Consider the following 20315-nt stretch of genomic DNA (forward strand, 5'->3'; position numbering starts at 1 on the left):
TGACGTGTCGTGCGCGTTCTGGTGATCGGTTCCGGTGCCCGTGAGCATGCTTTGCTGCTGGCTCTGAGTCGCGATCCGCAGGTCACGATGTTGGCGATCGCACCGGGCAATGCCGGCACCGGCCGGCTCGCCGAGCAGCACGATGTCGACATCACCTCCGGCGACGCCGTCGTGGCGCTGGCCCGCGACGTGGGTGCCGACTTGGTCGTGATCGGTCCCGAGGTGCCGTTGGTGCTCGGGGTCGCCGATGCGGTGCGGGCGGCTGGCATCGTCTGCTTCGGCCCCGGCAAGGACGCAGCGCGAATCGAGGGTTCAAAGGCCTTTGCCAAAGAGATCATGGCGGCCGCCGGGGTTCGGACCGCGTCCAGCGAGATCATCGACAACCCGGCTCATTTGGACGCAGCGCTCGAGCGGTTCGGACCACCGGCCGGTGACCCGGCGTGGGTGGTCAAGGACGATTCGCTGGCGGCTGGCAAAGGCGTGGTGGTAACGCCGGATCGCGGCGCTGCCCGCGCGCACGCCGCCGGCCTGCTCGAGTCGGGCCATCCCGTCTTGTTGGAGTCCTACCTCGACGGTCCTGAAGTTTCGCTGTTCTGCGTCGTCGACGGTGCGACGGTGGTGCCGTTGTTGCCCGCGCAGGACTTCAAGCGGGTGGGTGACGGCGACACCGGCCCCAACACCGGCGGCATGGGCGCTTACGCGCCACTCCCGTGGCTGCCCGATCACGTGTATCGCGAGGTGCTCACTGGGATCGTGGAACCTGTTGCGGCCGAGATGGTTCGGCGTGGCTGTCCATTCTCCGGCCTGCTGTACGCCGGACTCGCCATCACCGCCAAGGGGCCGGCGGTGGTCGAATTCAACTGCCGCTTCGGCGATCCCGAGACTCAAGCTGTGCTGGCCCTGCTCGACTCGCCGCTGGGCCAGCTGCTCTACGCGGCCGGAAACGGCACGCTCGCCGACTTCGGCGAGGTGCGCTGGCGCGAGGGTGCCGCCGTGACGGTGGTGCTGGCCGCTGAGAACTATCCTGGGCGCCCGCGGGTCGGTGACGTCATCGTCGGGTCCGAGGCCGAGGGGGTGCTGCACGCCGGGACGACGGTGCGCGACGACGGGGCGATCGTATCGTCCGGGGGGCGAGTGCTGTCAGTGGTCGGCACCGGTGCCGACCTGGTCGCGGCGCGGTCGCACGCCTATCGCATTCTGGAGTCAATCCGATTGCCGGGCAGCCACTTCCGAAGCGATATCGGGTTGCTGGCGCAGGAAGGCAAGATCCGCGTCTAGAACGCCACGGCCTGGCCGTCGCGACGGGGGTCGCTGGCTGCGACGTATCCGTCCTCGAGACGCCAGATCGCCTGGCAGCTGCCGAAGGCGTTGTAGTCGTCGACAGCGAGCAGGTCGTGTCCGCGCCGACGCAATTCTTCCAGCGTCGACGGCGCAAACCCATGCTCGCAACTGACCTGCAAGCCGTCCACCCAGCGGAACCTCGGGCCGTCGCAGGCGGCTTGCGGGTTCTGCCCGTGGTCGGCGATGCGCACCATCACCTGAACGTGGCCCTGGGGTTGCATCGGGCCGCCCATCACGCCGAAGCTCATCACGGGTGTGCCGTCCTTGGTGACAAAGCCCGGGATGATCGTCTGAAATGGCCGCTTGTTCGGCCCAACCTGATTCGGGTGACCTTGTGCGGCAACGAAACCCGCGCCTCGGTTCTGCAGGGAGATACCGGTGCCGGGCACCACCACGCCGGACCCGAAGCCCATGTAGTTCGACTGGATCATCGACACCATCTGTCCCGAGGCGTCAGCGGCGGTGAGGTACACCGTGCCGCCGCTCGGGGTACCCGCCGATGCCGCCTTGGCCCGGTCGCGATCGATCAACCCGGCCCGTTGTTTCAGATAGCCCTCGTCCAGCAGGTTCTCAGGACGGATTGACATGTGATCGATGTCGGAGACGTAGGCATGCGCGTCGGCGAAGGCCAGCTTGAGCGCTTCGATCTGCAGATGCACGCTGTCGGCGGAATCGACTGGCAGCGAAGCCATATCGAAGTGCTGCAAGATGCCGAGCGCGATCAAGGCCACGATGCCCTGACCGTTCGGTGGTATCTCGTGGACGGTGTACCCGCGGTAGCTGCCGCTGATCGTGCCGACCCAGTCGGCGCGGTGAGCGGCGAGGTCACTGGCCCGCATCGCGCCGCCGCTCGCTGTCGCGTGCGCGTCGAGTCGGTCTGCCAGCTCGCCGTGATAGAACGCCGCCCCGCCGGTGGTGGCTATTTTTTCCAGCGTGGCCGCGTGATCGCGAAACCGGAACCGCTCGCCTGCTCGCGGCGCGCGTCCGTCGGGCAGAAACGCCTCGGCGAAGCCGGGTTGCGACTCGAACGTGGGAACTTGAGCGGCCCATTGCTGGGCGATGGTGGGCGAGACCAAAAAGCCGTCGCGGCCGTAGCCAATGGTCGGCTCGAACAGCTTCTCGAACGCAAGCTTGCCGAATTTCGCGTGCAGCTCCACCCACGCCGATACCGCGCCCGGGACCGTCACCGAATTCCATCCAACGATCGGAATCATGTTGCCGCCGAAGTAGTCTGGCGTCCACGCTGCCGGTGAGCGGCCAGAGGCGTTCAGCCCGTGCAGTTGCGCGCCGTCCCAGACGATGGCGAAGGCGTCCGAGCCGATACCGTTGGATACCGGCTCCACCAGGGTCAGCGCGATGGCGGTGGCGACCGCTGCATCGACCGCGCTGCCGCCCTGGGCGAGCATCCGAAGTCCGGCCTGGGCGGCAAGGGGCTGCGAGGTGCAGACCACGTTGGCGCCCAGCACGGGCTTGCGCGGCCAGGCGTAGGGGAGGGTCCAGTCGAAAGGTGCGTTCACGCACGCGAGCGTAGCGCTACGGTCGGTTTGGGCCGGTCCGTCCCGGTGCCGCCGAGACCTAGCCGGTCAGCAGCGGCGCGAGCCAGGTCAGCTCGGCCGGTAGCTGGGAACTCCAAAACGCGGGATTGTGACCGCCCGGTGAGAAGCCGCCCGCGGGCGGATTAGGCAACTGCGCGATGAACTGCTTGGTCGCGTCGTAGAACGGATCGCTGTCACCGCAGTCGATGCGGATCGGAATGGACGACAGCGCAGGCATTCCGAACACCGAATTCGCCGCAAAATCGTCGGGTCCGTCGAAAGCGCCGGGCGCCGCCGCCCCCGACGACAGCCATAACGCCGGGCTCACCGCGCAGATGGCCGCGGTCCGTGCCGCCCCCAGCCGTCCGCCGAGCAACAACGCGCCATACCCGCCCATCGACCACCCCAGAAACGCCACCCGCGAGGTGTCCAGCCGCTGGGTGTCGAGCATCGGAAGCAGTTCGCCCAGCACCATCGCCCCGGAGTCCTCTCCGGAAGCCCGCTTGTGCCAATAACTGCCGCCGCCGTCGACGGCGACGACCGCGAAGGGCGGCAACCCGGCGTTGACCGCCTGGGCCAGACCCTGCTCGACGCCGCCGGCCATCACGGTGGCCGCGTCACTGCCCTTGCCGTGCAGTGCGATCACCGGTCGCAGCGGCTTCGTCTGCCCCGGCGGCCGCGCGATGGCCCAGTTGGTCGAGATCCCGCCCCGGGCCGCCGACACGAACGAACCGGTCGTCATGGTGGGCGCCGGTTCGCCTGGTGCGGCCGGCTCGAGCGGCGCAGCCGGCGGGGCCATCGGCACCTGCGTGCTGGCCGTCGACACGGGAACGCTGCGAGATGTTCTGGTGTGCAACAGGTTGTCGATCACAAGAGCACCCGTTGCACCGATGGCCGCGCTGGCACCAAGACCGAGCACGGCGCGGCGGCTCAAGTCAGGCATGCGGGCCATCATGCCATGTTGGTCTGGCGGGCCGTTTAGCGGAAATGGCAATGCAGTACCACTTTGGCTGGCACGATGGCTACTCGTGACTGCAGCGGTTACTCCGAAAGGAGAACGTCGACGGTATGCGCTCATCAGCGCTGCCGCCGAGCTGCTTGCCGAAGGCGGCTTCGAGGCGGTGCGGCACCGGGCGGTTGCTCAGCGTGCCGGTCTGCCCCTGGCATCCACCACCTATTACTTCTCCTCCCTTGACGACTTGATCGCCCGCGCCGTCGAGCACATCGCGATGATCGAGGTCGCCCAGCTGCGCGCCCGGGTCAACGCGCTATCTCGCCGGCGCCGCGGGCCCGAGACGACCGCCGAGGTGCTGGTCGACCTGTTGGTGGGCGACCTGTCCGATCAGACTCTCGTCGAGCAACTGATCTCGCGATACGAGCGCAACATCGCCTGCACGCGCCTGACCGCGCTGCGCGAGACCATGCGCCGCAGCCTGCGTCAGCGTGCCGACGCCGTCGCCGAGGCGATCGAGCGCTCCGGCCGCGCGGTGCGGATCGAGCTGATCTGCACCCTGATCTGTGCAGTCGACGGTTCGGTCGTCTCCGCGCTGGTCGAGGGCCGTGACCCGCGTACCGCGGCGATGGGCACGGTGATCGACATCATCGATGTGCTCGCGCCCATCGACGAACGGCCGGTGCGGATCTGATCACTGCGCGGTCAGCTCCGGCGGCAGTGATGGCGTCACGATGTATCCGGTGTCGGCGTCGCCGTAGCTGGTGATGCGCGCCGGGCAGCGCACCGAGTACAGCGCGACATAGGCGCACACCACCGCATCGACGGGATCCTCGGCGCGCCGCAGCTCGCTCTTGCGTCGCGCGGCCGCCACCTGTGCGCGCAGCCCAGCCCAGTCACGGTGATCGGCGACGTGTAGCCGCACGTCGGTGTCGGCGAGCCGCTCGACACCGTCCATCAGTATCAACAGCTCGGACCGGAGGCGATCCAGGGTACGGCCGCGCTTGGCCTTGTATTTCAACGTCCGCTCCAAGCGGAACAGCGCGACGGTCGCGGCATGCGGGTAGACCTCGATCGCGCGCCGCATGCCGGGCGAATGCGGATCTAGATCCAAGCCCAGTGCCGCGGCCAACCGGCCCCCGCGCGAACCGTCGGCGAACTCGGGTCTGCCGGTGTTGGCCGGATGAGCGCCGGCCTCGAACCGGCGAAAGTCGCGGTTGAGCGCGGCCTCCGCCGGTCGGGTTCCGGTCGGGTTGGTCACCACCAGGGGCGCGTCAAATCCGACTACGCAGCGGCCGCGCAGGTAAGGCCGCAATTCGGCACGGATTTCGTCGTCGTCGCGGACCGCGCAGGCCCGCACCAGGCAACCGTCGGAGTCGACGACCGCGATGCCGGTCGGGTTGCGGACACCCCAGGCCAGGTCGACGCCGGCGAAGTACATGCCGCGAAACTGTAACCACCGACGTCGCTAGTGCGGAAATGCGTTGCCAGTTGCAGTCTCGCGATCGATAAGCTGACCCGGTGAGCATTCCGAATGTGCTGGCCGCCCGGTACGCCAGCGCCGAGATGGTCGCGATCTGGTCGCCGGAGGCCAAGGTCGTCGCCGAACGCCGACTGTGGCTGGCCGTGATGCGGGCACAGTTGGAGCTCGGCGTTGCCGTGCCTACCGATGCGCTCGCCGACTACGAGCGGGTGCTGGAAACCGTGGACCTGGCCTCGATCGCGACCCGGGAACGGGTGCTGCGCCATGACGTCAAGGCGCGCATCGAGGAATTCAACGCACTGGCCGGGCACGAGCACCTGCACAAGGGGATGACCAGTCGCGACCTGACCGAAAACGTCGAGCAACTACAGATCCGGCGGTCGCTGGAATTGGTATTCACCCACGGGGTGGCCGTGGTTGCGCGGCTGGCCGAGCGGGCGGTGGCCTATCGCGATCTGGTGATGGCGGGGCGCAGCCACAACGTTGCCGCGCAGGCCACCACACTGGGCAAGCGGTTCGCCTCCGCGGCCCAGGAGACCCTGATCGCGTTGACGCGGCTGCGCGAGTTGATCGACCGCTATCCGTTGCGCGGCATCAAAGGCCCGATGGGAACCTCGCAGGACATGCTGGACCTGTTGGGCGGCGATCCGGTCAAGCTGGCCGAGCTGGAACAGCGTGTCGCCGAATTTCTGGGGTTTACAACGGTTTTGACCAGCGTGGGCCAAGTATATCCGCGTTCGCTGGACCACGACGTGCTCTCCGCCCTGGTCCAGCTGGGTGCCGGACCATCCTCGTTGGCGCACACCATCCGGCTGATGGCGGGCCACGAGCTGGTCACCGAGGGGTTCGCGCCGGGCCAGGTCGGTTCCTCGGCGATGCCACACAAGATGAACACCCGCAGCTGCGAGCGGGTCAACGGGCTGCAGGTGGTGCTGCGCGGTTACGCGTCGATGGCCGCCGAACTGGCCGGCGCCCAGTGGAACGAGGGCGATGTGTTCTGCTCGGTCGTGCGCCGGGTTGCGTTGCCGGACAGCTTCTTTGCCATCGACGGCCAGATCGAGACGTTCTTGACGGTGCTCGATGAGTTCGGCGCCTACCCGGCAGTGATCGAGCGCGAGCTGGATCGCTATCTGCCGTTCCTCGCCACCACTAAGGTGTTGATGGCCGCCGTCCGTGCCGGGATGGGCCGCGAGGCCGCCCATCATGTGATCCGGGAACACGCCGTGGCAACCGCTTTGGCGATGCGGGAACATGGCGCCGAGCCCGACCTGCTGGACCGGCTCGCCACCGACGAGCGGCTGCCGCTGGACCGCGCCGCGTTGGACGCCGCACTCGCCGACAAGAAGGCGTTCACCGGGGCAGCCGGGGACCAGGTCGACGAGGTGGCTGCGGCCGTCGACGCGCTGGTGAGCAATTACCCGGACGCCGCCAAATACGCTCCGAGTGAGATTCTGTGACGATCACCACGGCGCTCTCGGACATCGACTTCACCGATCTGGACAACTTCGCCAACGGGTTCCCGCACGAATTGTTCGCCGTGCATCGTCGAGAAGCGCCGATTTATTGGCACCAGCCGACCGATAACACCCCCGATGGGGAGGGCTTCTGGTCCGTCGCCAGCTACGCGGAAACCCTGACAGTGCTGAAAGATCCGATCACCTACTCGTCGGTGACCGGGGGTGCTCGACCGTTCGGCGGCACATTGCTGCAAGACCTGTCCATCGCGGGACAGGTGCTCAACATGATGGACGACCCCAGGCATTCGCAGATTCGGCGGCTGGTCAGCTCCGGGCTGACACCGCGCATGATCGGGCTGGTCGAAGACGATCTGCGGACGCGGACGCGCCGGCTGCTCGATGACGTGGTTCCCCGGCAGCCGTTCGACTTTCTGGTCGACATCGCCGCCGAGCTGCCCATGCAGATGATCTGCATCTTGTTGGGAGTGCCGGAATCCGAACGACATTGGCTGTTCCAGGCCATCGAGCCACAGTTCGACTTCGGTGGATCACGCCGGGCCGCCCTGCCGCAGCTACCCGCGGAAGAAGCAGGGTCGCGGATGTACGCCTACGGCCAGGAGCTGATCGCGGCCAAGCGCGCCAACCCCACCGACGACATGTTGTCGATCGTCGCCAACGCCGTCCTCGACGACGCCGACGCGCCGGCGTTGTCGGATCTCGAGCTGTACCTGTTCTTCAGCCTGCTATTCAGTGCCGGTGCCGAGACGACCCGTAACTCGGTCGCCGGCGGGCTGCTGGCGCTGGCCGAACACTCCGACCAATTGGCCAGGCTGCGTAGCGATTTCGAGCTGTTGCCGACCGCGATCGAAGAGATCGTGCGCTGGACGTCGCCGTCGCCGTCCAAACGACGCACCGCCACGCGAGACGTCGTCCTCGGCGGCCAGGCGATCCGCGCCGGTGAGAAGGTGCAGATCTGGGAGGGTTCGGCCAACCGCGACGGCGACGTTTTCGACCAACCGGACGAGTTCGACATCGGCCGGAAACCCAATCCGCACTTGGGATTCGGCCAAGGTGTGCACTACTGCCTGGGCGCCAATCTGGCACGCCTGGAGTTGCGCGTCCTGTTCGAGGAGCTGCTGTCGCGTTTCGGTGCGGTCCGAGTGGCCGGCCCCGTCGAATGGACACGGAGCAACCGGCACACCGGTATCCGGCACTTGATCGTGGAACTCATCGAGGAACAGTGAGGTTTCGGCTCGCCGACACCGAGCCCTCGCCCGATATGGTCGCCGCGGTGATGACGACCGGGATTGCTACCCGATGGGCTGCAGGCAACGCCACGCAGTCGTATCCGCCGGTTAGCGCCGGCGAACTGCGATGCCCGCCGCGCGCAGTTCCAGCGCCGCCAACGCGTGGATGGTATTGGGATCCTCGCGACGCCAGCCGCCGACCGGATCCGCACTGACCGCGGCCAGCTTCGCCGGTGAGCGGTTGGTCAATGCCCGCAGGGCCAGCAGCTGCTCGCCCGCCGGGGTGGCGACCAGCGCGGTGACCGTCAACTTGCGCCGGAAGAAGCGCAGCCGCAGATAAAGCCACGGCGTGACCGCCACCAGGATTGGCGCCGCGACCACGGCCAGTGCGAGCAGCACTGCCAGCCAGCTTGCCGTGGTGTCCAACTCGTGCAGGGCGCCCGCGATGTCGACAGCCGCTTGACTGGCCGCATTGAGCGGCTTGCCAACCGCGTCCCCGACGAGCGGAACATGTTGTGCCCCATGGCCGGCCGAACCCAAGTTGTCAGCAATGCTATGGGCGCCACTCTCCACCTGCCGGCCGGCGTCGGCGATAGTCGAGAGGGCATCGTAGACGGCGGTGCCGATCAACAGCCAGATCGCCGTCCACACGACGATGACGGCGTCGCTGAACAACTGGGCCAGCAGCCGGCCCGGCCTGGTGGCGTAGGGCAAAAAGCGCGATCTCATGACCTCGATCCCAGCACAGCTCCCGCCCCGACGGTCGTCGCGACGCCCGATAGGCTGGCCCGATGCGCCCTGCACTGTCCGACTATCAGCACCTGGCCAGCGGAAAGGTCCGTGAGCTCTACCGCGTCGACGGCGAGCATCTGTTGCTGGTCGCCAGCGACCGGATCTCCGCATATGACTTCGTCCTGGACAGCACAATCCCGGACAAGGGACGCATCCTGACCGCGATGAGCGTCTTCTTCTTCGGCCTCGTCTCTGAACTCACCGACACTCCCAATCACCTGGCCGGACCGCCCGACGACCCGCGCATCCCCGACTCGGTGCTGGGCCGCGCGCTGGTGGTACGGCAGTTGGAGATGATGCCCGTCGAATGCGTGGCTCGGGGATACCTGACCGGCTCCGGGTTGCTCGACTACCAGAAGACCGGACAGGTATGCGGCATCGAATTACCGCCCGGCCTGGTCGAAGCCAGCAAGTTCGCCGAGCCGCTATTCACACCAGCCACCAAGGCCGCGCTGGGCGACCACGACGAAAACATCGCCTTCGACCGGGTGATAGAGCTGGTGGGTGCGGACCGCGCCAACCAGCTACGCGATCGCACGCTGCAGATCTATGCCCAGGCCGCCGACCACGCGCTGACGAGGGGAATCATCATCGCCGACACGAAGTTCGAATTCGGCACCGACCCGGACGGCAATCTGCTATTGGCCGACGAAATCTTCACTCCCGACTCGTCGCGGTACTGGCCCGCTGAGGATTACCGAGTCGGGGTGGTGCAGACCAGTTTCGACAAGCAGTTCGTGCGTAACTGGCTGACGAGCCCGGAATCCGGCTGGGACCGGCACGGCTCCATACCGCCACCGCCGTTGCCGCAGCCGATCATCGACGCCACTCGTGACCGTTACCTCAACGCCTACGAACGCATCTCCGGCTTGAGTTTCGACGACTGGATCGGCCCGGCGGCATGACGGAGGTCAACGCCCCGACGGCGTCGCCGCCGGTCGCCAAGCGTGTTCCGACCACCCGTGAGCACCACGGCGACGTCTTCGTCGACCCCTACGAGTGGTTGCGTGAGAAATCCAATCCCGAGGTCATCGCCTACCTGGAGGCCGAAAACGACTACACCGACCGGAGGCTTGAACATCTAGAACCGCTGCGGCAGCAGCTTTTCGACGAGATCAAGGCGCGCACCAAGGAGACCGACCTCTCGGTGCCCACCCGGCAGGGCGATTGGTGGTACTACTCACGCACGTTCGAGGGTCAGCAGTACCGTGTTCAATGCCGGTGCCCGGTCGCTGACCCCGACGACTGGGACCCGCCGGCCCTGGACGAGAACACCGACATTGCTGATGAGCAAATACTGCTCGATTCGAACGAAGAGGCCGAGGGGTACGACTTCTTCGCCCTGGGCGCCGCCTTGGTGAGCCTGGATGCCCAGCTGCTCGCCTACTCCGTCGACACTGTCGGCGACGAGCGGTATACCTTGCGGTTCAAGGATTTACGTACGGGCGAGAAATACCCAGACGAAATTGCCGATATCGCGAGCGGAGTGACATGGGCCGCGGACAACCGGACGGTGTACTACCTGACCCTGGACGACGCACACCGCCCGGACAAGGTGTGGCGGTATCGGCTGGGCTCCGGCGAGCCGGCGGAATTGGTCTATCACGAAGCCGACGAGCGATTTTGGCTCGGGGTGGGGCTGAGCCGCAGCGAAGCCTACGTTTTCATCGCGTCCGGTTCGTCCATCACCTCTGAGGTTCACTACGCCGACGCGTGGGACCCACAGGCCCGATTCACCGTCGTGTTGCCGCGCCGGGACGGCGTCGAGTACTCGGTGGAGCACGCGATAGCCGGCGCGGGGGACCGCTTCCTGATTCTGCACAACGACGGCGCGGTGAATTTCACTCTCACCGAGGCCCCGGTCAGCGATCCCACCCAGCAGCGAACGCTGATCCCACACCGCGATGACGTGCGGATCGAAGCCGCGGATGCCTTCGCCAGTCATCTGGTGATCAGCTACCGGCGCGCAGCCCTGCCGCGAATACAGTTGTGGCCCATCGCTTCCGACGGCAGCTACGGTGAGCCGGAGGAGATCGGTTTCGAGTCGGAACTGATGTCGTCGGGCCTGGGTGCCAATCCGAACTGGGTTTCGCCAAAGCTTCGGGTCAGGGCGGGGTCTTTGGTCACGCCGTTGCGGATCTATGACATCGACCTGAGCACCGGCGAGCGCACGCTGCTGCGGGAGCAGCCCGTGCTCGGCGACTATCGACCCGATTACTATGTGGAGCGCCGCGACTGGGCACCGGCCTCCGACGGCACCTTGATCCCGGTCTCGATCGTGCATCGGGCCGGTCTGGACCTTCCCGCTCCCACCCTCATCTACGGCTACGGCGCCTACGAAATCTGCACGGATCCAAGCTTTTCGATAGCGCGGTTGTCGCTGTTGGACCGGGGCATGGTGTTCGCGATTGCCCATGCCCGCGGCGGGGGAGAGATGGGCCGGCTGTGGTACGAGCACGGCAAGCTGTTGGAGAAGAAGAACACGTTCACCGACTTCGTTGCGGCAGCACAGCATCTGGTGGATTCCGGCGTGACGCGCCCGGACCGGCTCGTGGCGTTGGGTGGCAGTGCCGGTGGGTTGCTGATGGGCGCGGTGGCCAACCTGGCGCCGGATCTGTTCGCCGGAATCCTCGCCCAGGTTCCGTTCGTCGACCCGCTGACCACCATCCTGGACCCGTCGCTGCCGCTGACCGTCACCGAGTGGGACGAATGGGGAAACCCGTTGAGCGACAGTGAAGTCTACGCATACATGAAGTCCTATTCGCCCTATGAGAATGTCGAGACCAAAAGGTATCCCGCCATCTTGGCGATGACCTCGCTCAATGACACCCGGGTGTACTACGTGGAACCGGCCAAATGGGTTGCCGCACTGCGGCACGCCAACCCGGACGGGAACACGGTGTTGCTCAAGACTCAGATGGCGGCGGGCCACGGTGGGGTCAGTGGCCGTTACCGGGCATGGCAGGAAACCGCGTTTCAGTACGCCTGGCTATTATCCGTTGCCGACGGCAACCGCTACGGCGGCGGCGAGAAAGACGATCTCGGTGCCGGTGCGCGACGGTAGCCGTGTGGTCATCGACTTGGGGGGTTGCGGCATCCGGGAGGCGTAGACGTTGGCCGGAAACATGGCCAGCATCAGCACCAGGAGGCACCAGGCTGCGCTTGCCCGGGTAGCGGGCAGCAGCAGCCCGACCGCCCCCGCGAGTTCCAGCACACCGGTGATGCTGACGAGCAGGGCGGGGGCGGGTAGCCGGGGCGGGACGATCGCGACGAGGTCGTGACGCAGCGGCGGCGCAAAATGCGCGATACCGGTCACGGTAAACATGGCGGCCAGGCCGACGGCAATCGGCGCGGCCCAACCCTGCAGGTAACCGACGCCGAGCAGCCCGGCGACGCCGGCGACGACGCTACCCGACAACAAGGTGATCAGCGGAGCCATCTCAGATCCAATCTAGACAGTGACAAGATACGAAATCTGAGGCTATTCGCTGTATCTAGTCATTGTCAAGATGAACCCGCTATGCTGGGCGGGTGGACCGTCCCACCTACCACCACGGCGACCTACGGGCGGTGATCCTCGGCCAAGCCGCACAACTGGTGGCCGAACGCGGCGCGGATGGCATATCGCTGCGCGAGCTGGCCCGTGTCGCGGGGGTTTCCCATGCCGCGCCGGCGCATCACTTCACCGATCGTCGCGGCTTGTTCACCGCGCTGGCCGCGCAGGGCTTCCGGCTGCTCGCCGAGGCGCTGAACGACGCCCGCGGCGACTTCGCCGGCGCCGCGCTGGCCTACGTGCGGTTCGCCCTCGAACACCCCGGGCACTACCAGGTGATGTTCGACGGGTCGCTGCTGGACTCCGCGAACGCCGAACTGGCCGAGGCCCAAGCAGCCGCCGGCGCCGAATTGTCCAGAGGCGTGGACACATTAAGTGATCCCCAGGCCAGGGCCGACCCCGCGGCGGCACAGTTGGCGGCATGGTCACTGGTGCACGGCTTTTCGACGCTCTGGCTCAACGACGCGGTCAACGCCGATGTGAAAGCGACCGACCCGCTGGTGACTGTGCTGCGGATCGCGACGATGCTGTTCGAGGGGTAGTCGGCCAGCCGGTGGTCAGGCGGACGGTGCGGCGGGTTCTGGGTCTACCGGGGGCTCCGGCCGCTTCATCGGCAGGAACGCCGCCGGAATGATCGTCACGACGATCAATGCGACGGCGACCACGAATACGGTGGTGTAGGCGTGCGAAAAGGCTTGCGCCACACTGGCCCCGAAGTCAGGGCCCAAACCCTTCCATGCGCTGTCCGCGGATTCGACCGGAAGGCGCCGTCCGCTGCTCTGTTGTTGCGCCGCCACCAACTTGTTCGCCGTGATCAGGCTTTCGTTGTGGTTGAACAGCTGAGTCAGGATCACCGTCATCAACGCGGCCCCAATCGACCCGCTCACCTGCTGGTTGACGGTCACCAGCGTGGTGCCGCGGGCCACCTGGTGCGGAGCCAGGGACTGAAGCACCGCCGCCGACAGTGGCGACGTGGTGCAGCCGACGCCGAGTCCCATGACCGACAATCCGATCAGCAGCACCGGGGAAAAGGCGGCCTGCGTCGCGACACCGTAGGTGAAGATACCCAGGCCGATCGCCATGGCCGGTAGCCCGACCAGCACCACTTTGCCAGGTCCGTGTTTGTCCATGAATGCGCCGGCGAGCGGCATCGTCAATACGGCACCCAGGCCGACCGGTACTAAATGCATCCCGGACTCCATCGGGGTCTGATGCATGACGAGCTGGAAATAGCTCGGAACCAGCAAGCCGACGCCGACAAACGGGGCACCGAATACCAGCAGGGCCAAATTGGCGTGTGTCACCACGCGGTTTTTGAACAAGCGCAGGTCTATGAGCGGGTGCTGCACGCGAAAGGAGTGAAACACAAATGCCGCGACCAATACCAGCCCGGCGATTGTCGGTGCCAGCACGTACCGATTGAGGATCGTGCCCTGCGCCGGCACCGACGACACCCCGGCCAGGAACAAGGTGACGCCGGGAGGTAGCAGCAGCACGCTGACGATGTCGAGCGCCTCCGCGGGCGCCGGCCGATCTTTCGGAAAGGTGAGGGCGGCCAGCGCCACCGCGAGCAGGCCGATCGGCAGGTTGACCAGAAAAATCCACTGCCAGCCGTAGGCGCCGACCAACCACCCGCCCAGGATTGGCCCGCCGATCGGCCCCAGCAAAATCGGGATGCCGCCGATCGCCATCAGACGGCCCACCCGCTTCGGGCCGGCCTCGTGGGTGAGGATCACGAAGCTCACCGGCATCAACATGCCGCCACCGATGCCTTGCACTACTCGAAATATGATCAGCAGCACGATGTTTGGTGCTATCGCACATAGCAGCGAGCCCACCATGAACAGCAGAACCGAGCCGATGAAAAGTCGTTTGGTGCCGAACCTGTCGGCGGCCCATCCCGTTATCGGTATCACGGTGGCAAACGCCAACATGTAGGCCGCGACCGTCCACGACACGACCGCCTGATCGGAATTGAATTGGGTGACGAAGGTGCCCTGGGCGACCGCGACCACCGTGCTGTCCAGCACCGCCATGATGCAGGCCAGTCCGCACACGAAGACGATGCGAAGCATCTTGGCGTCGAGCTTGTCGGGATAGTCCTGGTCGCTCGCAGCCTGAACTTGGGGGGACGGTTGCGGCGTCGCGACCCTGGGAGCTGTGGAACGCGCTCGTCCCATGGCGTCGCTGAGCATGCGGCTGAGCATATCGAGGCCGTTCTGTTGTGTGGGAGCTTTGGGTATACCCACGGCGCTCAACTGCGCATTCATCGCGCGCGACCGGGACGAAGCTCCAGCTCACGGGCGCGGCGGTGGAGATAACGGCGGCGGACAGCGCACACCGGGCTGGACGGCTATTGGGCGGCGGTCTGGATGGCCGGTTTTTTCGGCAGAAATGCTGCCGGGACGATGGTGAATGCCACGACGATGACTGCCACCACAAACACCGTCGTATAGGCATGCGAAAGGTCGTGCAAAAGATTGGCGGAAAAGCCCGGCGCGAGCGATTCGGGCGGTATTTGAGACGGGTCGACCGGCACCCCGGAAATTGCGGCCTTTTGCTGCAACGCCGCCAATTTATTCGCCGCGACGATGTCGTGGCTGCGGTTGAACTGATTCGTCAAAATCATCGCCATCAGCGCGGTCCCCAGCGACCCGCCCACCTGGTGGCTCACGCTCATCAGCGTCGTTCCGCGAGCGATCTGATGTGGCGCCAAGGCCTGCACGGACGCGACCGAGAGCGGCATCATCGTGCACCCCATCCCCAGGCCCATGATCGCCAGCGCAACCAACAGGATCGGCTGGTATGCGGCGTGCCTGGCTACACCGAAGGCGAAGGCGCCCAGGCCGGCGATGATCATCGCGATGCCGGCCAACACGAACTTCCCCGGTCCTTGCCGGTCCACCAGTGGTCCGGCCAGTCGCATGGTCAGCATGGCACCGAGGCCTTGCGGGATGAGGTGCACGCCGGCTTGCATCGGGCTCTGGTGCAGCACCTGCTGCAGATAGCTCGGAAGCAGCAGGCCGGCACCGAAGAAAGCCGCGGCGAATAGCAGCATTGTCACGTTGGCCTGAGTCAGTACCGGGTTCTGATACAACCGCAGATCGATCAGCGGGTGATCCGCGCGACGCAACGCGTGCACGACGAACGCGGCGATGAGCAGCAACCCGATCGTCGCCGGCAGCACCACGCGACGGTCGGCGACCGTCCCGCAGTGCGGGATGGAGGAGACTCCGAACAAGAACGTGGCCAATCCCGGGGAGAGCAGCAATCCGCCAACGACGTCGAACGTCTCCGAACGCGCCGGTTGATCCTTGGGGAACACGATGCCCGCCAGCACCAGCGTTGCCAGTCCGATCGGCAGGTTGATCAGGAAGATCCACCGCCAGCTGGAGGTGTCGATCAACCACCCGCCCAGGATTGGCCCGGCGATCGGCGCAAGCAGCATGGGAATACTCAGAATCGACATCAGCCGCCCGAGCCGTCCCGGGCCTGCTTCCCGGGTCATGATCATGAATCCCAGCGGCATCAGCATGCCACCGCTGACACCTTGCACCACCCGAAATACGATGAGCTGCACAATTGTTGACGCCACCGCGCATAGCAGTGACCCCAGTACGAACGCCACCACGGAGCCCATGAAGAGTCGTTTGGTGCCGAACCGGTCGGCGGCCCACCCGGCCAATGGAATGACGGTTGCCAACCCGAGCGTGTAGCCGGTCATCGTCCATGCGACGACGGCTTGGTCGGAGTTGAACTCGGTGATGAAGGTGCGTTGCGCGACGGTGACGACGGTGACATCGAGTATCGCCATGATGGCCGCGAGCAGGCAGACGCCCGAAATCCGCAGCAGCGGCGCGTCCAATTTGTCCGGATAAACTCGTTCGCCGGCGCCCAGCAACCCAGTGTGGGTGGCGGGCGGTGCGGCGTCGCCCGCCGCGGAACGGGCCTTCTCCATGACGTTGCTTAGCATATCGAATCGATTTCGAGCCGGGGCTGGCATGTGTTTGCTCGCTTCCTAGGGCGTTGTGGCCGGTGGTCCGGTAGCAGGCGGCACGCGTCGAGCGCACCATGGCGTCCGTTGGTTGCGTGGATATATGCCTCTCGTCTGCGTGTCCTTCACCGTCCCGACACCTGAGCTGGTCAAACTTCGGTCGTGGCTGGAAAATTGATCGTCTCGGTCTCGGGGATTGGCGAGCGCACCCTCGATGACGTCGAGGCGTTCTGCGCCCAAATGGACGCCCGCCGGGTGCCCGTGTCGTTGCTGGTGGCGCCGCGCCTATCCGGTGACTACCGACTTGACCGCGATCCGCGCACCGTCGAATGGCTGGCGGCCCGCCGCGCCGGAGGGGACGCAATCGTCCTGCACGGCTACGACGATGCGGCGAGCAAGAAACGACGCGGTGAGTTCGCCATGTTGCGGGCGCATGAGGCCAACCTGCGGCTGATGGCGGCCGACCGCGTGCTCGAGCACATCGGCCTGCGCACCCGGCTGTTCGCGGCACCGGGCTGGACAGTGTCGCCGGGCGTGGTGAAGGCATTGCCTCACAACGGCTTTCGATTGCTTGCTGATCTACACGGCGTCACCGACCTGGTCCGGCACAGCACCGTCCGGGCCCGGGTGCTGGGCATCGGCGAAGGCTTTTTGACCGAGCCGTGGTGGTGCCGCATGGTGGTGCTGTCGGCCGAGCGGATCGCACGACGTGGTGGAATCGTGCGGGTCGCAGTCGCGGCGCGGCAATTGCGCAAACCCGGCCCACTGCAAACAATGCTCGATGCCGTCGACTTGGCCTCGATGCACGGCTGCGTGCCCACCGTGTATCGGTGGCGACCCGACAGGGCGATTCTGGACGCGGCCTGAGCAAGCCGACTGATCTCCCGGTGGGTTGCGGCCACTACGCTCTTCGGACATGAGCGATTCTTCGGCGGCGGGTTTCGCCGCTGACGCGATCATTGTCGGGGCCGGGCTGTCGGGGTTGGTGGCCGCGTGTGAGCTGGTGGACCGCGGTTTGCGGGTGCTTGTTGTCGACCAGGAGAACAGCGCCAATCTGGGTGGGCAGGCGTTCTGGTCGTTCGGCGGCCTATTCTTCGTGGACAGCCCCGAGCAGCGGCGGCTGGGTATTCGGGACAGTCACGAGCTTGCCCTGCAGGACTGGTTGGGCACAGCGGCTTTCGATCGCGAAGAGGACTACTGGCCAAGGCAATGGGCGCACGCCTACGTGGATTTCGCCGCGGGCGAGAAGCGCAGCTGGCTGCGGGAGCGCGGTCTGAAGCTCTTTCCGTTGGTCGGATGGGCCGAGCGCGGTGGTTACAACGCTCAGGGGCACGGCAATTCCGTCCCCCGATTCCACATCACCTGGGGCACCGGGCCGGCGCTGGTCGACATCTTCGCTCGTCGGTTGCGGGATCGCTCCACGGTCCGATTCGCGCACCGGCATCAAGTCGACGAGCTGATCGTCGAGGGCAACGCGGTAACCGGCGTGCGGGGCACCGTTTTAGAGCCATCGGCCGAGCCGCGCGGCAGACCGTCGTCGCGGAAAGGGTTGGGTCAGTTCGAATTCCGTGCTTCCGCGGTGATCGTGACCAGCGGAGGCATCGGCGGCAACCACGATCTGGTGCGCAAGAACTGGCCCGAACGAATGGGCCGGGTGCCCGAGCAGCTGCTCAGCGGGGTGCCGGCGCACGTGGACGGCCGGATGATCGGTATTTCCCAGCGGGCCGGAGCCCGGGTGATCAACCCGGACCGGATGTGGCACTACACCGAGGGCATCACCAACTACGACCCGATCTGGCCGCTGCATGGCATCCGCATCATCCCCGGACCGTCGTCGCTGTGGCTGGACGCGACCGGCAACCGGTTGCCGGTTCCGCTGTATCCCGGCTTCGACACCCTCGGTACGTGCGAATACATCACCAAATCCGGGTACGACTACACCTGGTTCATCTTGAACGCCAAGATCATTGAGAAAGAGTTCGCACTTTCCGGGCAGGAACAGAATCCGGATCTGACCGGCCAGAGTGTGCGGGCGCTGCTGCGCAACAGGGTTAGTTCCGGTCCGCCTGGTCCGGTGCAAGCATTCGTCGACCGAGGGGTCGACTTTGTCAGCGCAGACTCGTTGCGCGAGTTGGTAACCGGGATGAACAAGCTGCCGAATGTGGTCCCGCTGGACTATGCGACGGTGGCGGCCGAGGTCACCGCCCGCGATCGCGAGGTGGCCAACAACTTCACGAAGGACGGTCAGATCACCGCGATTCGTGCGGCCCGCGGATACCTCGGCGACCGGCTGGGCCGGGTAGTGCCGCCACACCGGCTGACCGACCCGAAGGCCGGTCCGCTGATTGCCGTCAAACTGCACATACTCACGCGAAAGACCTTGGGCGGCATCGAGACTGATCTGGATGGGCGTGTTCTCAAAGCCGGTGGCACTGCGCTGGCCGGACTGTACGCGGCCGGCGAGGTTGCCGGTTTCGGTGGCGGCGGGGTGCACGGCTATCGAGCCTTGGAGGGCACATTTTTGGGCGGCTGCATCTTCAGCGGCCGGGCTGCCGGCCGCGGCGCCGCCGGCGACATAACCTAGTCCGGCGGTTCGCCATCGGCGCAGATTAGAAGGTGACCCCGGATTCTTCGGGCAGCACCTGGAAATCGGTGTCGGTCATCTCGGTGAAGCGGCTGTAGTAGATACCGCGCGCCTCGGGTGCGACGATGCCCTGGTGAATGGGTACCGCGCGGGCCGGAGCGACCGCGCGCAGGTAGTCGATGGCCTCGGCGATCTTCATCCATGGCGCTGCGGCCGGTGCGGCCAACACATCCACTGGCTCGTCGGGCACGAACAGCGCGTCACCGGGGTGCATCAGCCGGGCACGGTGGTCCCCATCATCCACCAGATACGAAATATTCTCTATCACAGGGATTTCCGGGTGAATGGTTGCGTGCCTGCCCCCGACGGCCCGAATAGTCAGCTCCCCGATCTGCAGCTCGTCACCCACGTGTACGACCTCGAACGGCGCGTCCAGCTGTGCCGCCGTCTGCGAATCGGTATATAGCGCGGCGCCGGGATTGGCCTCGAGCAGCGCCGGCAACCGCGTCGGGTCGACATGATCCGGGTGCTGGTGGGTGATCAGAATGGCGGACAAACCGGTGATTCCCTCGAAGCCGTGCGCGAAGGTACCGGGATCGAAGAGCAAGCTAGTGTGGTCGAACTCGGCAAGTAGGCAGGAATGCCCGAAATGCGTCAGTTGCATGTCTACGATTGTGCCCTGACGGGGGTGGTCGTGTGCGGGTAGTTTTCGCGACGATACTTCTCGCCGGCGGCCTGGTGGCGGGCGTTGTATTCGTGGTTCCCGCGCCGGCCGAACCGGAGACTTGCCCACCGGTGTGCGACCAAATCCCCGCGAGCGCATGGATCCAGCAGAGCGCGATTCCGCTGAACTCGCCGTATAACTGGCCTGTGCTGGCGGGGCGGGCGGTGCAGACGACGGCGACCAGGCCGGGCCCCCGGTTTCGGTTCGAGGAGCTGTGCGCAACGCTGCCGCGCCCGCAGGACCCGCGCGACTCGGCGGTCACGGCCCGCGCGACGGTGGTCCAGCCCGACGGGCAGTGGCAGCTGCAGGCCCAGATCCTGCACTGGCGTGGCGACACGGCACGTGGCGGCGCCATCGCGGCCTCGGTGTTCGCCAACGCCGTCGCGGTGCTGCGCGCCTGCCAGCAGGGGGCGCCGCTGCAATCACCGTCGATCACCACCGATGAGACGAACCGGATGGCCGCGGTCATCAGCGGACCGGTGATCATGCACACCTACCTGATCGCGCACGTCGCGAGCAGCACGATCAGCGAGCTGACGCTGTGGTCGTCCGGGCCGCCCCAGGTGTCCTGGCCGTCGATGCCCGACACCAAACCGTTGGACGCGATGACGGCGCCGCTGTGCGAGGCGTATATCGCGTCCTGTCCGTAAGCG

General features: G+C 66.1%; 17 protein-coding genes and 1 pseudogene. 10 read left to right on the forward strand and 8 right to left on the reverse strand.

Annotated elements, in window-relative coordinates; translation table 11 throughout:
• The first annotated feature begins 9 nt into the window (after positions 1-9).
• Complete coding sequence (purD, locus tag G6N33_RS15105; RefSeq protein WP_044508522.1) at positions 10-1278, forward strand: phosphoribosylamine--glycine ligase; 1269 nt, start codon at positions 10-12, stop codon at positions 1276-1278.
• Here purD and G6N33_RS15110 read toward each other — a convergent pair.
• Both G6N33_RS15110 and G6N33_RS15115 read right to left on the reverse strand, forming a co-directional pair.
• Positions 1275-2858, reverse strand: coding sequence for a gamma-glutamyltransferase family protein (locus G6N33_RS15110; RefSeq protein ID WP_044508521.1), 1584 nt, complete (start codon positions 2856-2858; stop codon positions 1275-1277). The genes purD and G6N33_RS15110 overlap by 4 nt on opposite strands.
• Before the next feature lie 58 nt (positions 2859-2916).
• Positions 2917-3831, reverse strand: a complete 915-nt coding sequence (locus tag G6N33_RS15115) for an alpha/beta hydrolase-fold protein (protein WP_044508520.1) — start codon at positions 3829-3831, stop codon at positions 2917-2919.
• A gap of 73 nt (positions 3832-3904) precedes the next feature.
• Between G6N33_RS15115 and G6N33_RS15120 the strand changes: the two genes are divergently transcribed.
• Positions 3905-4522, forward strand: a complete 618-nt coding sequence (locus tag G6N33_RS15120; RefSeq protein ID WP_044508519.1) for a TetR/AcrR family transcriptional regulator — start codon at positions 3905-3907, stop codon at positions 4520-4522.
• On the opposite strand, the gene G6N33_RS15125 is transcribed toward G6N33_RS15120, so the two are convergent.
• Positions 4523-5269 (reverse strand): DUF429 domain-containing protein, encoded by a 747-nt coding sequence (locus G6N33_RS15125; protein ID WP_044508518.1) that lies wholly within the window; start codon positions 5267-5269, stop codon positions 4523-4525.
• A gap of 80 nt (positions 5270-5349) precedes the next feature.
• Here G6N33_RS15125 and purB point away from each other — a divergent pair, with 80 nt between their 5' ends.
• Together purB and G6N33_RS15135 are read left to right on the forward strand one after the other, a co-directional pair.
• Positions 5350-6768 carry an adenylosuccinate lyase gene (gene purB / locus G6N33_RS15130; RefSeq protein ID WP_101528642.1) on the forward strand — a complete coding sequence of 473 codons (1419 nt, stop codon included), beginning with the start codon at positions 5350-5352 and terminating at the stop codon, positions 6766-6768.
• Positions 6765-8012, forward strand: coding sequence for a cytochrome P450 (locus G6N33_RS15135; RefSeq protein ID WP_044508517.1), 1248 nt, complete (start codon positions 6765-6767; stop codon positions 8010-8012). Before purB ends, G6N33_RS15135 begins: the two co-directional genes overlap by 4 nt.
• 111 nt (positions 8013-8123) lie before the next feature.
• Here the strand turns inward: G6N33_RS15135 and G6N33_RS15140 are convergent, their stop codons facing one another.
• Positions 8124-8744, reverse strand: a complete 621-nt coding sequence (locus G6N33_RS15140; protein WP_044508516.1) for a hypothetical protein — start codon at positions 8742-8744, stop codon at positions 8124-8126.
• A 62-nt stretch (positions 8745-8806) separates the two neighbouring features.
• Here G6N33_RS15140 and G6N33_RS15145 point away from each other — a divergent pair, with 62 nt between their 5' ends.
• Both G6N33_RS15145 and G6N33_RS15150 read left to right on the forward strand, forming a co-directional pair.
• A complete protein-coding gene (locus tag G6N33_RS15145; RefSeq protein WP_044508515.1) occupies positions 8807-9712 on the forward strand; it encodes a phosphoribosylaminoimidazolesuccinocarboxamide synthase in 906 nt (301 codons plus the stop codon).
• A complete protein-coding gene (locus G6N33_RS15150; RefSeq protein ID WP_044508514.1) occupies positions 9709-11871 on the forward strand; it encodes a S9 family peptidase in 2163 nt (720 codons plus the stop codon). The genes G6N33_RS15145 and G6N33_RS15150 overlap by 4 nt, the downstream gene beginning before the upstream one ends.
• Here the strand turns inward: G6N33_RS15150 and G6N33_RS15155 are convergent.
• Positions 11800-12246 carry a DoxX family protein gene (locus tag G6N33_RS15155; RefSeq protein ID WP_044508513.1) on the reverse strand — a complete coding sequence of 149 codons (447 nt, stop codon included), beginning with the start codon at positions 12244-12246 and terminating at the stop codon, positions 11800-11802. The genes G6N33_RS15150 and G6N33_RS15155 overlap by 72 nt on opposite strands.
• Before the next feature lie 92 nt (positions 12247-12338).
• Between G6N33_RS15155 and G6N33_RS15160 the strand changes: the two genes are divergently transcribed.
• Positions 12339-12902, forward strand: coding sequence for a TetR/AcrR family transcriptional regulator (locus G6N33_RS15160; RefSeq protein ID WP_044508512.1), 564 nt, complete (start codon positions 12339-12341; stop codon positions 12900-12902).
• A 15-nt stretch (positions 12903-12917) separates the two neighbouring features.
• On the opposite strand, the gene G6N33_RS15165 is transcribed toward G6N33_RS15160, so the two are convergent.
• Together G6N33_RS15165 and G6N33_RS15170 are read right to left on the reverse strand one after the other, a co-directional pair.
• Entirely contained in the window at positions 12918-14555 is a 1638-nt protein-coding gene (locus G6N33_RS15165; RefSeq protein ID WP_044512443.1) for a DHA2 family efflux MFS transporter permease subunit, read from the reverse strand.
• 158 nt (positions 14556-14713) lie between these two features.
• Positions 14714-16333, reverse strand: coding sequence for a DHA2 family efflux MFS transporter permease subunit (locus tag G6N33_RS15170; RefSeq protein ID WP_044508511.1), 1620 nt, complete (start codon positions 16331-16333; stop codon positions 14714-14716).
• 183 nt (positions 16334-16516) lie between these two features.
• Here G6N33_RS15170 and G6N33_RS15175 point away from each other — a divergent pair, with 183 nt between their 5' ends.
• Both G6N33_RS15175 and G6N33_RS15180 read left to right on the forward strand, forming a co-directional pair.
• The gene (locus tag G6N33_RS15175) at positions 16517-17221 is read left to right on the forward strand and encodes a DUF2334 domain-containing protein (RefSeq protein WP_044508510.1); all 705 of its coding nucleotides are present in this window, start codon (positions 16517-16519) and stop codon (positions 17219-17221) included.
• A gap of 49 nt (positions 17222-17270) precedes the next feature.
• Positions 17271-18938 carry an FAD-binding dehydrogenase gene (locus G6N33_RS15180; protein WP_044508509.1) on the forward strand — a complete coding sequence of 556 codons (1668 nt, stop codon included), beginning with the start codon at positions 17271-17273 and terminating at the stop codon, positions 18936-18938.
• A gap of 25 nt (positions 18939-18963) precedes the next feature.
• Here the strand turns inward: G6N33_RS15180 and G6N33_RS15185 are convergent, their stop codons facing one another.
• Positions 18964-19602, reverse strand: a complete 639-nt coding sequence (locus G6N33_RS15185; protein WP_044508508.1) for an MBL fold metallo-hydrolase — start codon at positions 19600-19602, stop codon at positions 18964-18966.
• Here G6N33_RS15185 and G6N33_RS15190 point away from each other — a divergent pair.
• Positions 19579-20312: pseudogene (locus G6N33_RS15190) on the forward strand (ATPase). The gene G6N33_RS15185 and the pseudogene G6N33_RS15190 overlap by 24 nt on opposite strands.
• Positions 20313-20315: the final 3 nt, after the last annotated feature.

The organism is Mycobacterium simiae, assembly GCF_010727605.1.
Taxonomy (GTDB): domain Bacteria; phylum Actinomycetota; class Actinomycetes; order Mycobacteriales; family Mycobacteriaceae; genus Mycobacterium; species Mycobacterium simiae.

Bases quoted from the DNA above. Each gene is read 5' to 3' on its own strand.
- G6N33_RS15115 (WP_044508520.1), bottom strand. From the start codon at position 3,831: ATGATGGCCCGCATGCCTGACTTGAGCCGCCGCGCCGTGCTCGGTCTT.
- G6N33_RS15125 (WP_044508518.1), bottom strand. From the start codon at position 5,269: ATGTACTTCGCCGGCGTCGACCTGGCCTGGGGTGTCCGCAACCCGACC.
- G6N33_RS15140 (WP_044508516.1), bottom strand. From the start codon at position 8,744: ATGAGATCGCGCTTTTTGCCCTACGCCACCAGGCCGGGCCGGCTGCTG.
- G6N33_RS15145 (WP_044508515.1), top strand. From the start codon at position 8,807: ATGCGCCCTGCACTGTCCGACTATCAGCACCTGGCCAGCGGAAAGGTC.
- G6N33_RS15150 (WP_044508514.1), top strand. From the start codon at position 9,709: ATGACGGAGGTCAACGCCCCGACGGCGTCGCCGCCGGTCGCCAAGCGT.
- G6N33_RS15155 (WP_044508513.1), bottom strand. From the start codon at position 12,246: ATGGCTCCGCTGATCACCTTGTTGTCGGGTAGCGTCGTCGCCGGCGTC.
- G6N33_RS15165 (WP_044512443.1), bottom strand. From the start codon at position 14,555: ATGCTCAGCGACGCCATGGGACGAGCGCGTTCCACAGCTCCCAGGGTC.
- G6N33_RS15170 (WP_044508511.1), bottom strand. From the start codon at position 16,333: ATGCTAAGCAACGTCATGGAGAAGGCCCGTTCCGCGGCGGGCGACGCC.
- G6N33_RS15180 (WP_044508509.1), top strand. From the start codon at position 17,271: ATGAGCGATTCTTCGGCGGCGGGTTTCGCCGCTGACGCGATCATTGTC.
- G6N33_RS15185 (WP_044508508.1), bottom strand. From the start codon at position 19,602: ATGCAACTGACGCATTTCGGGCATTCCTGCCTACTTGCCGAGTTCGAC.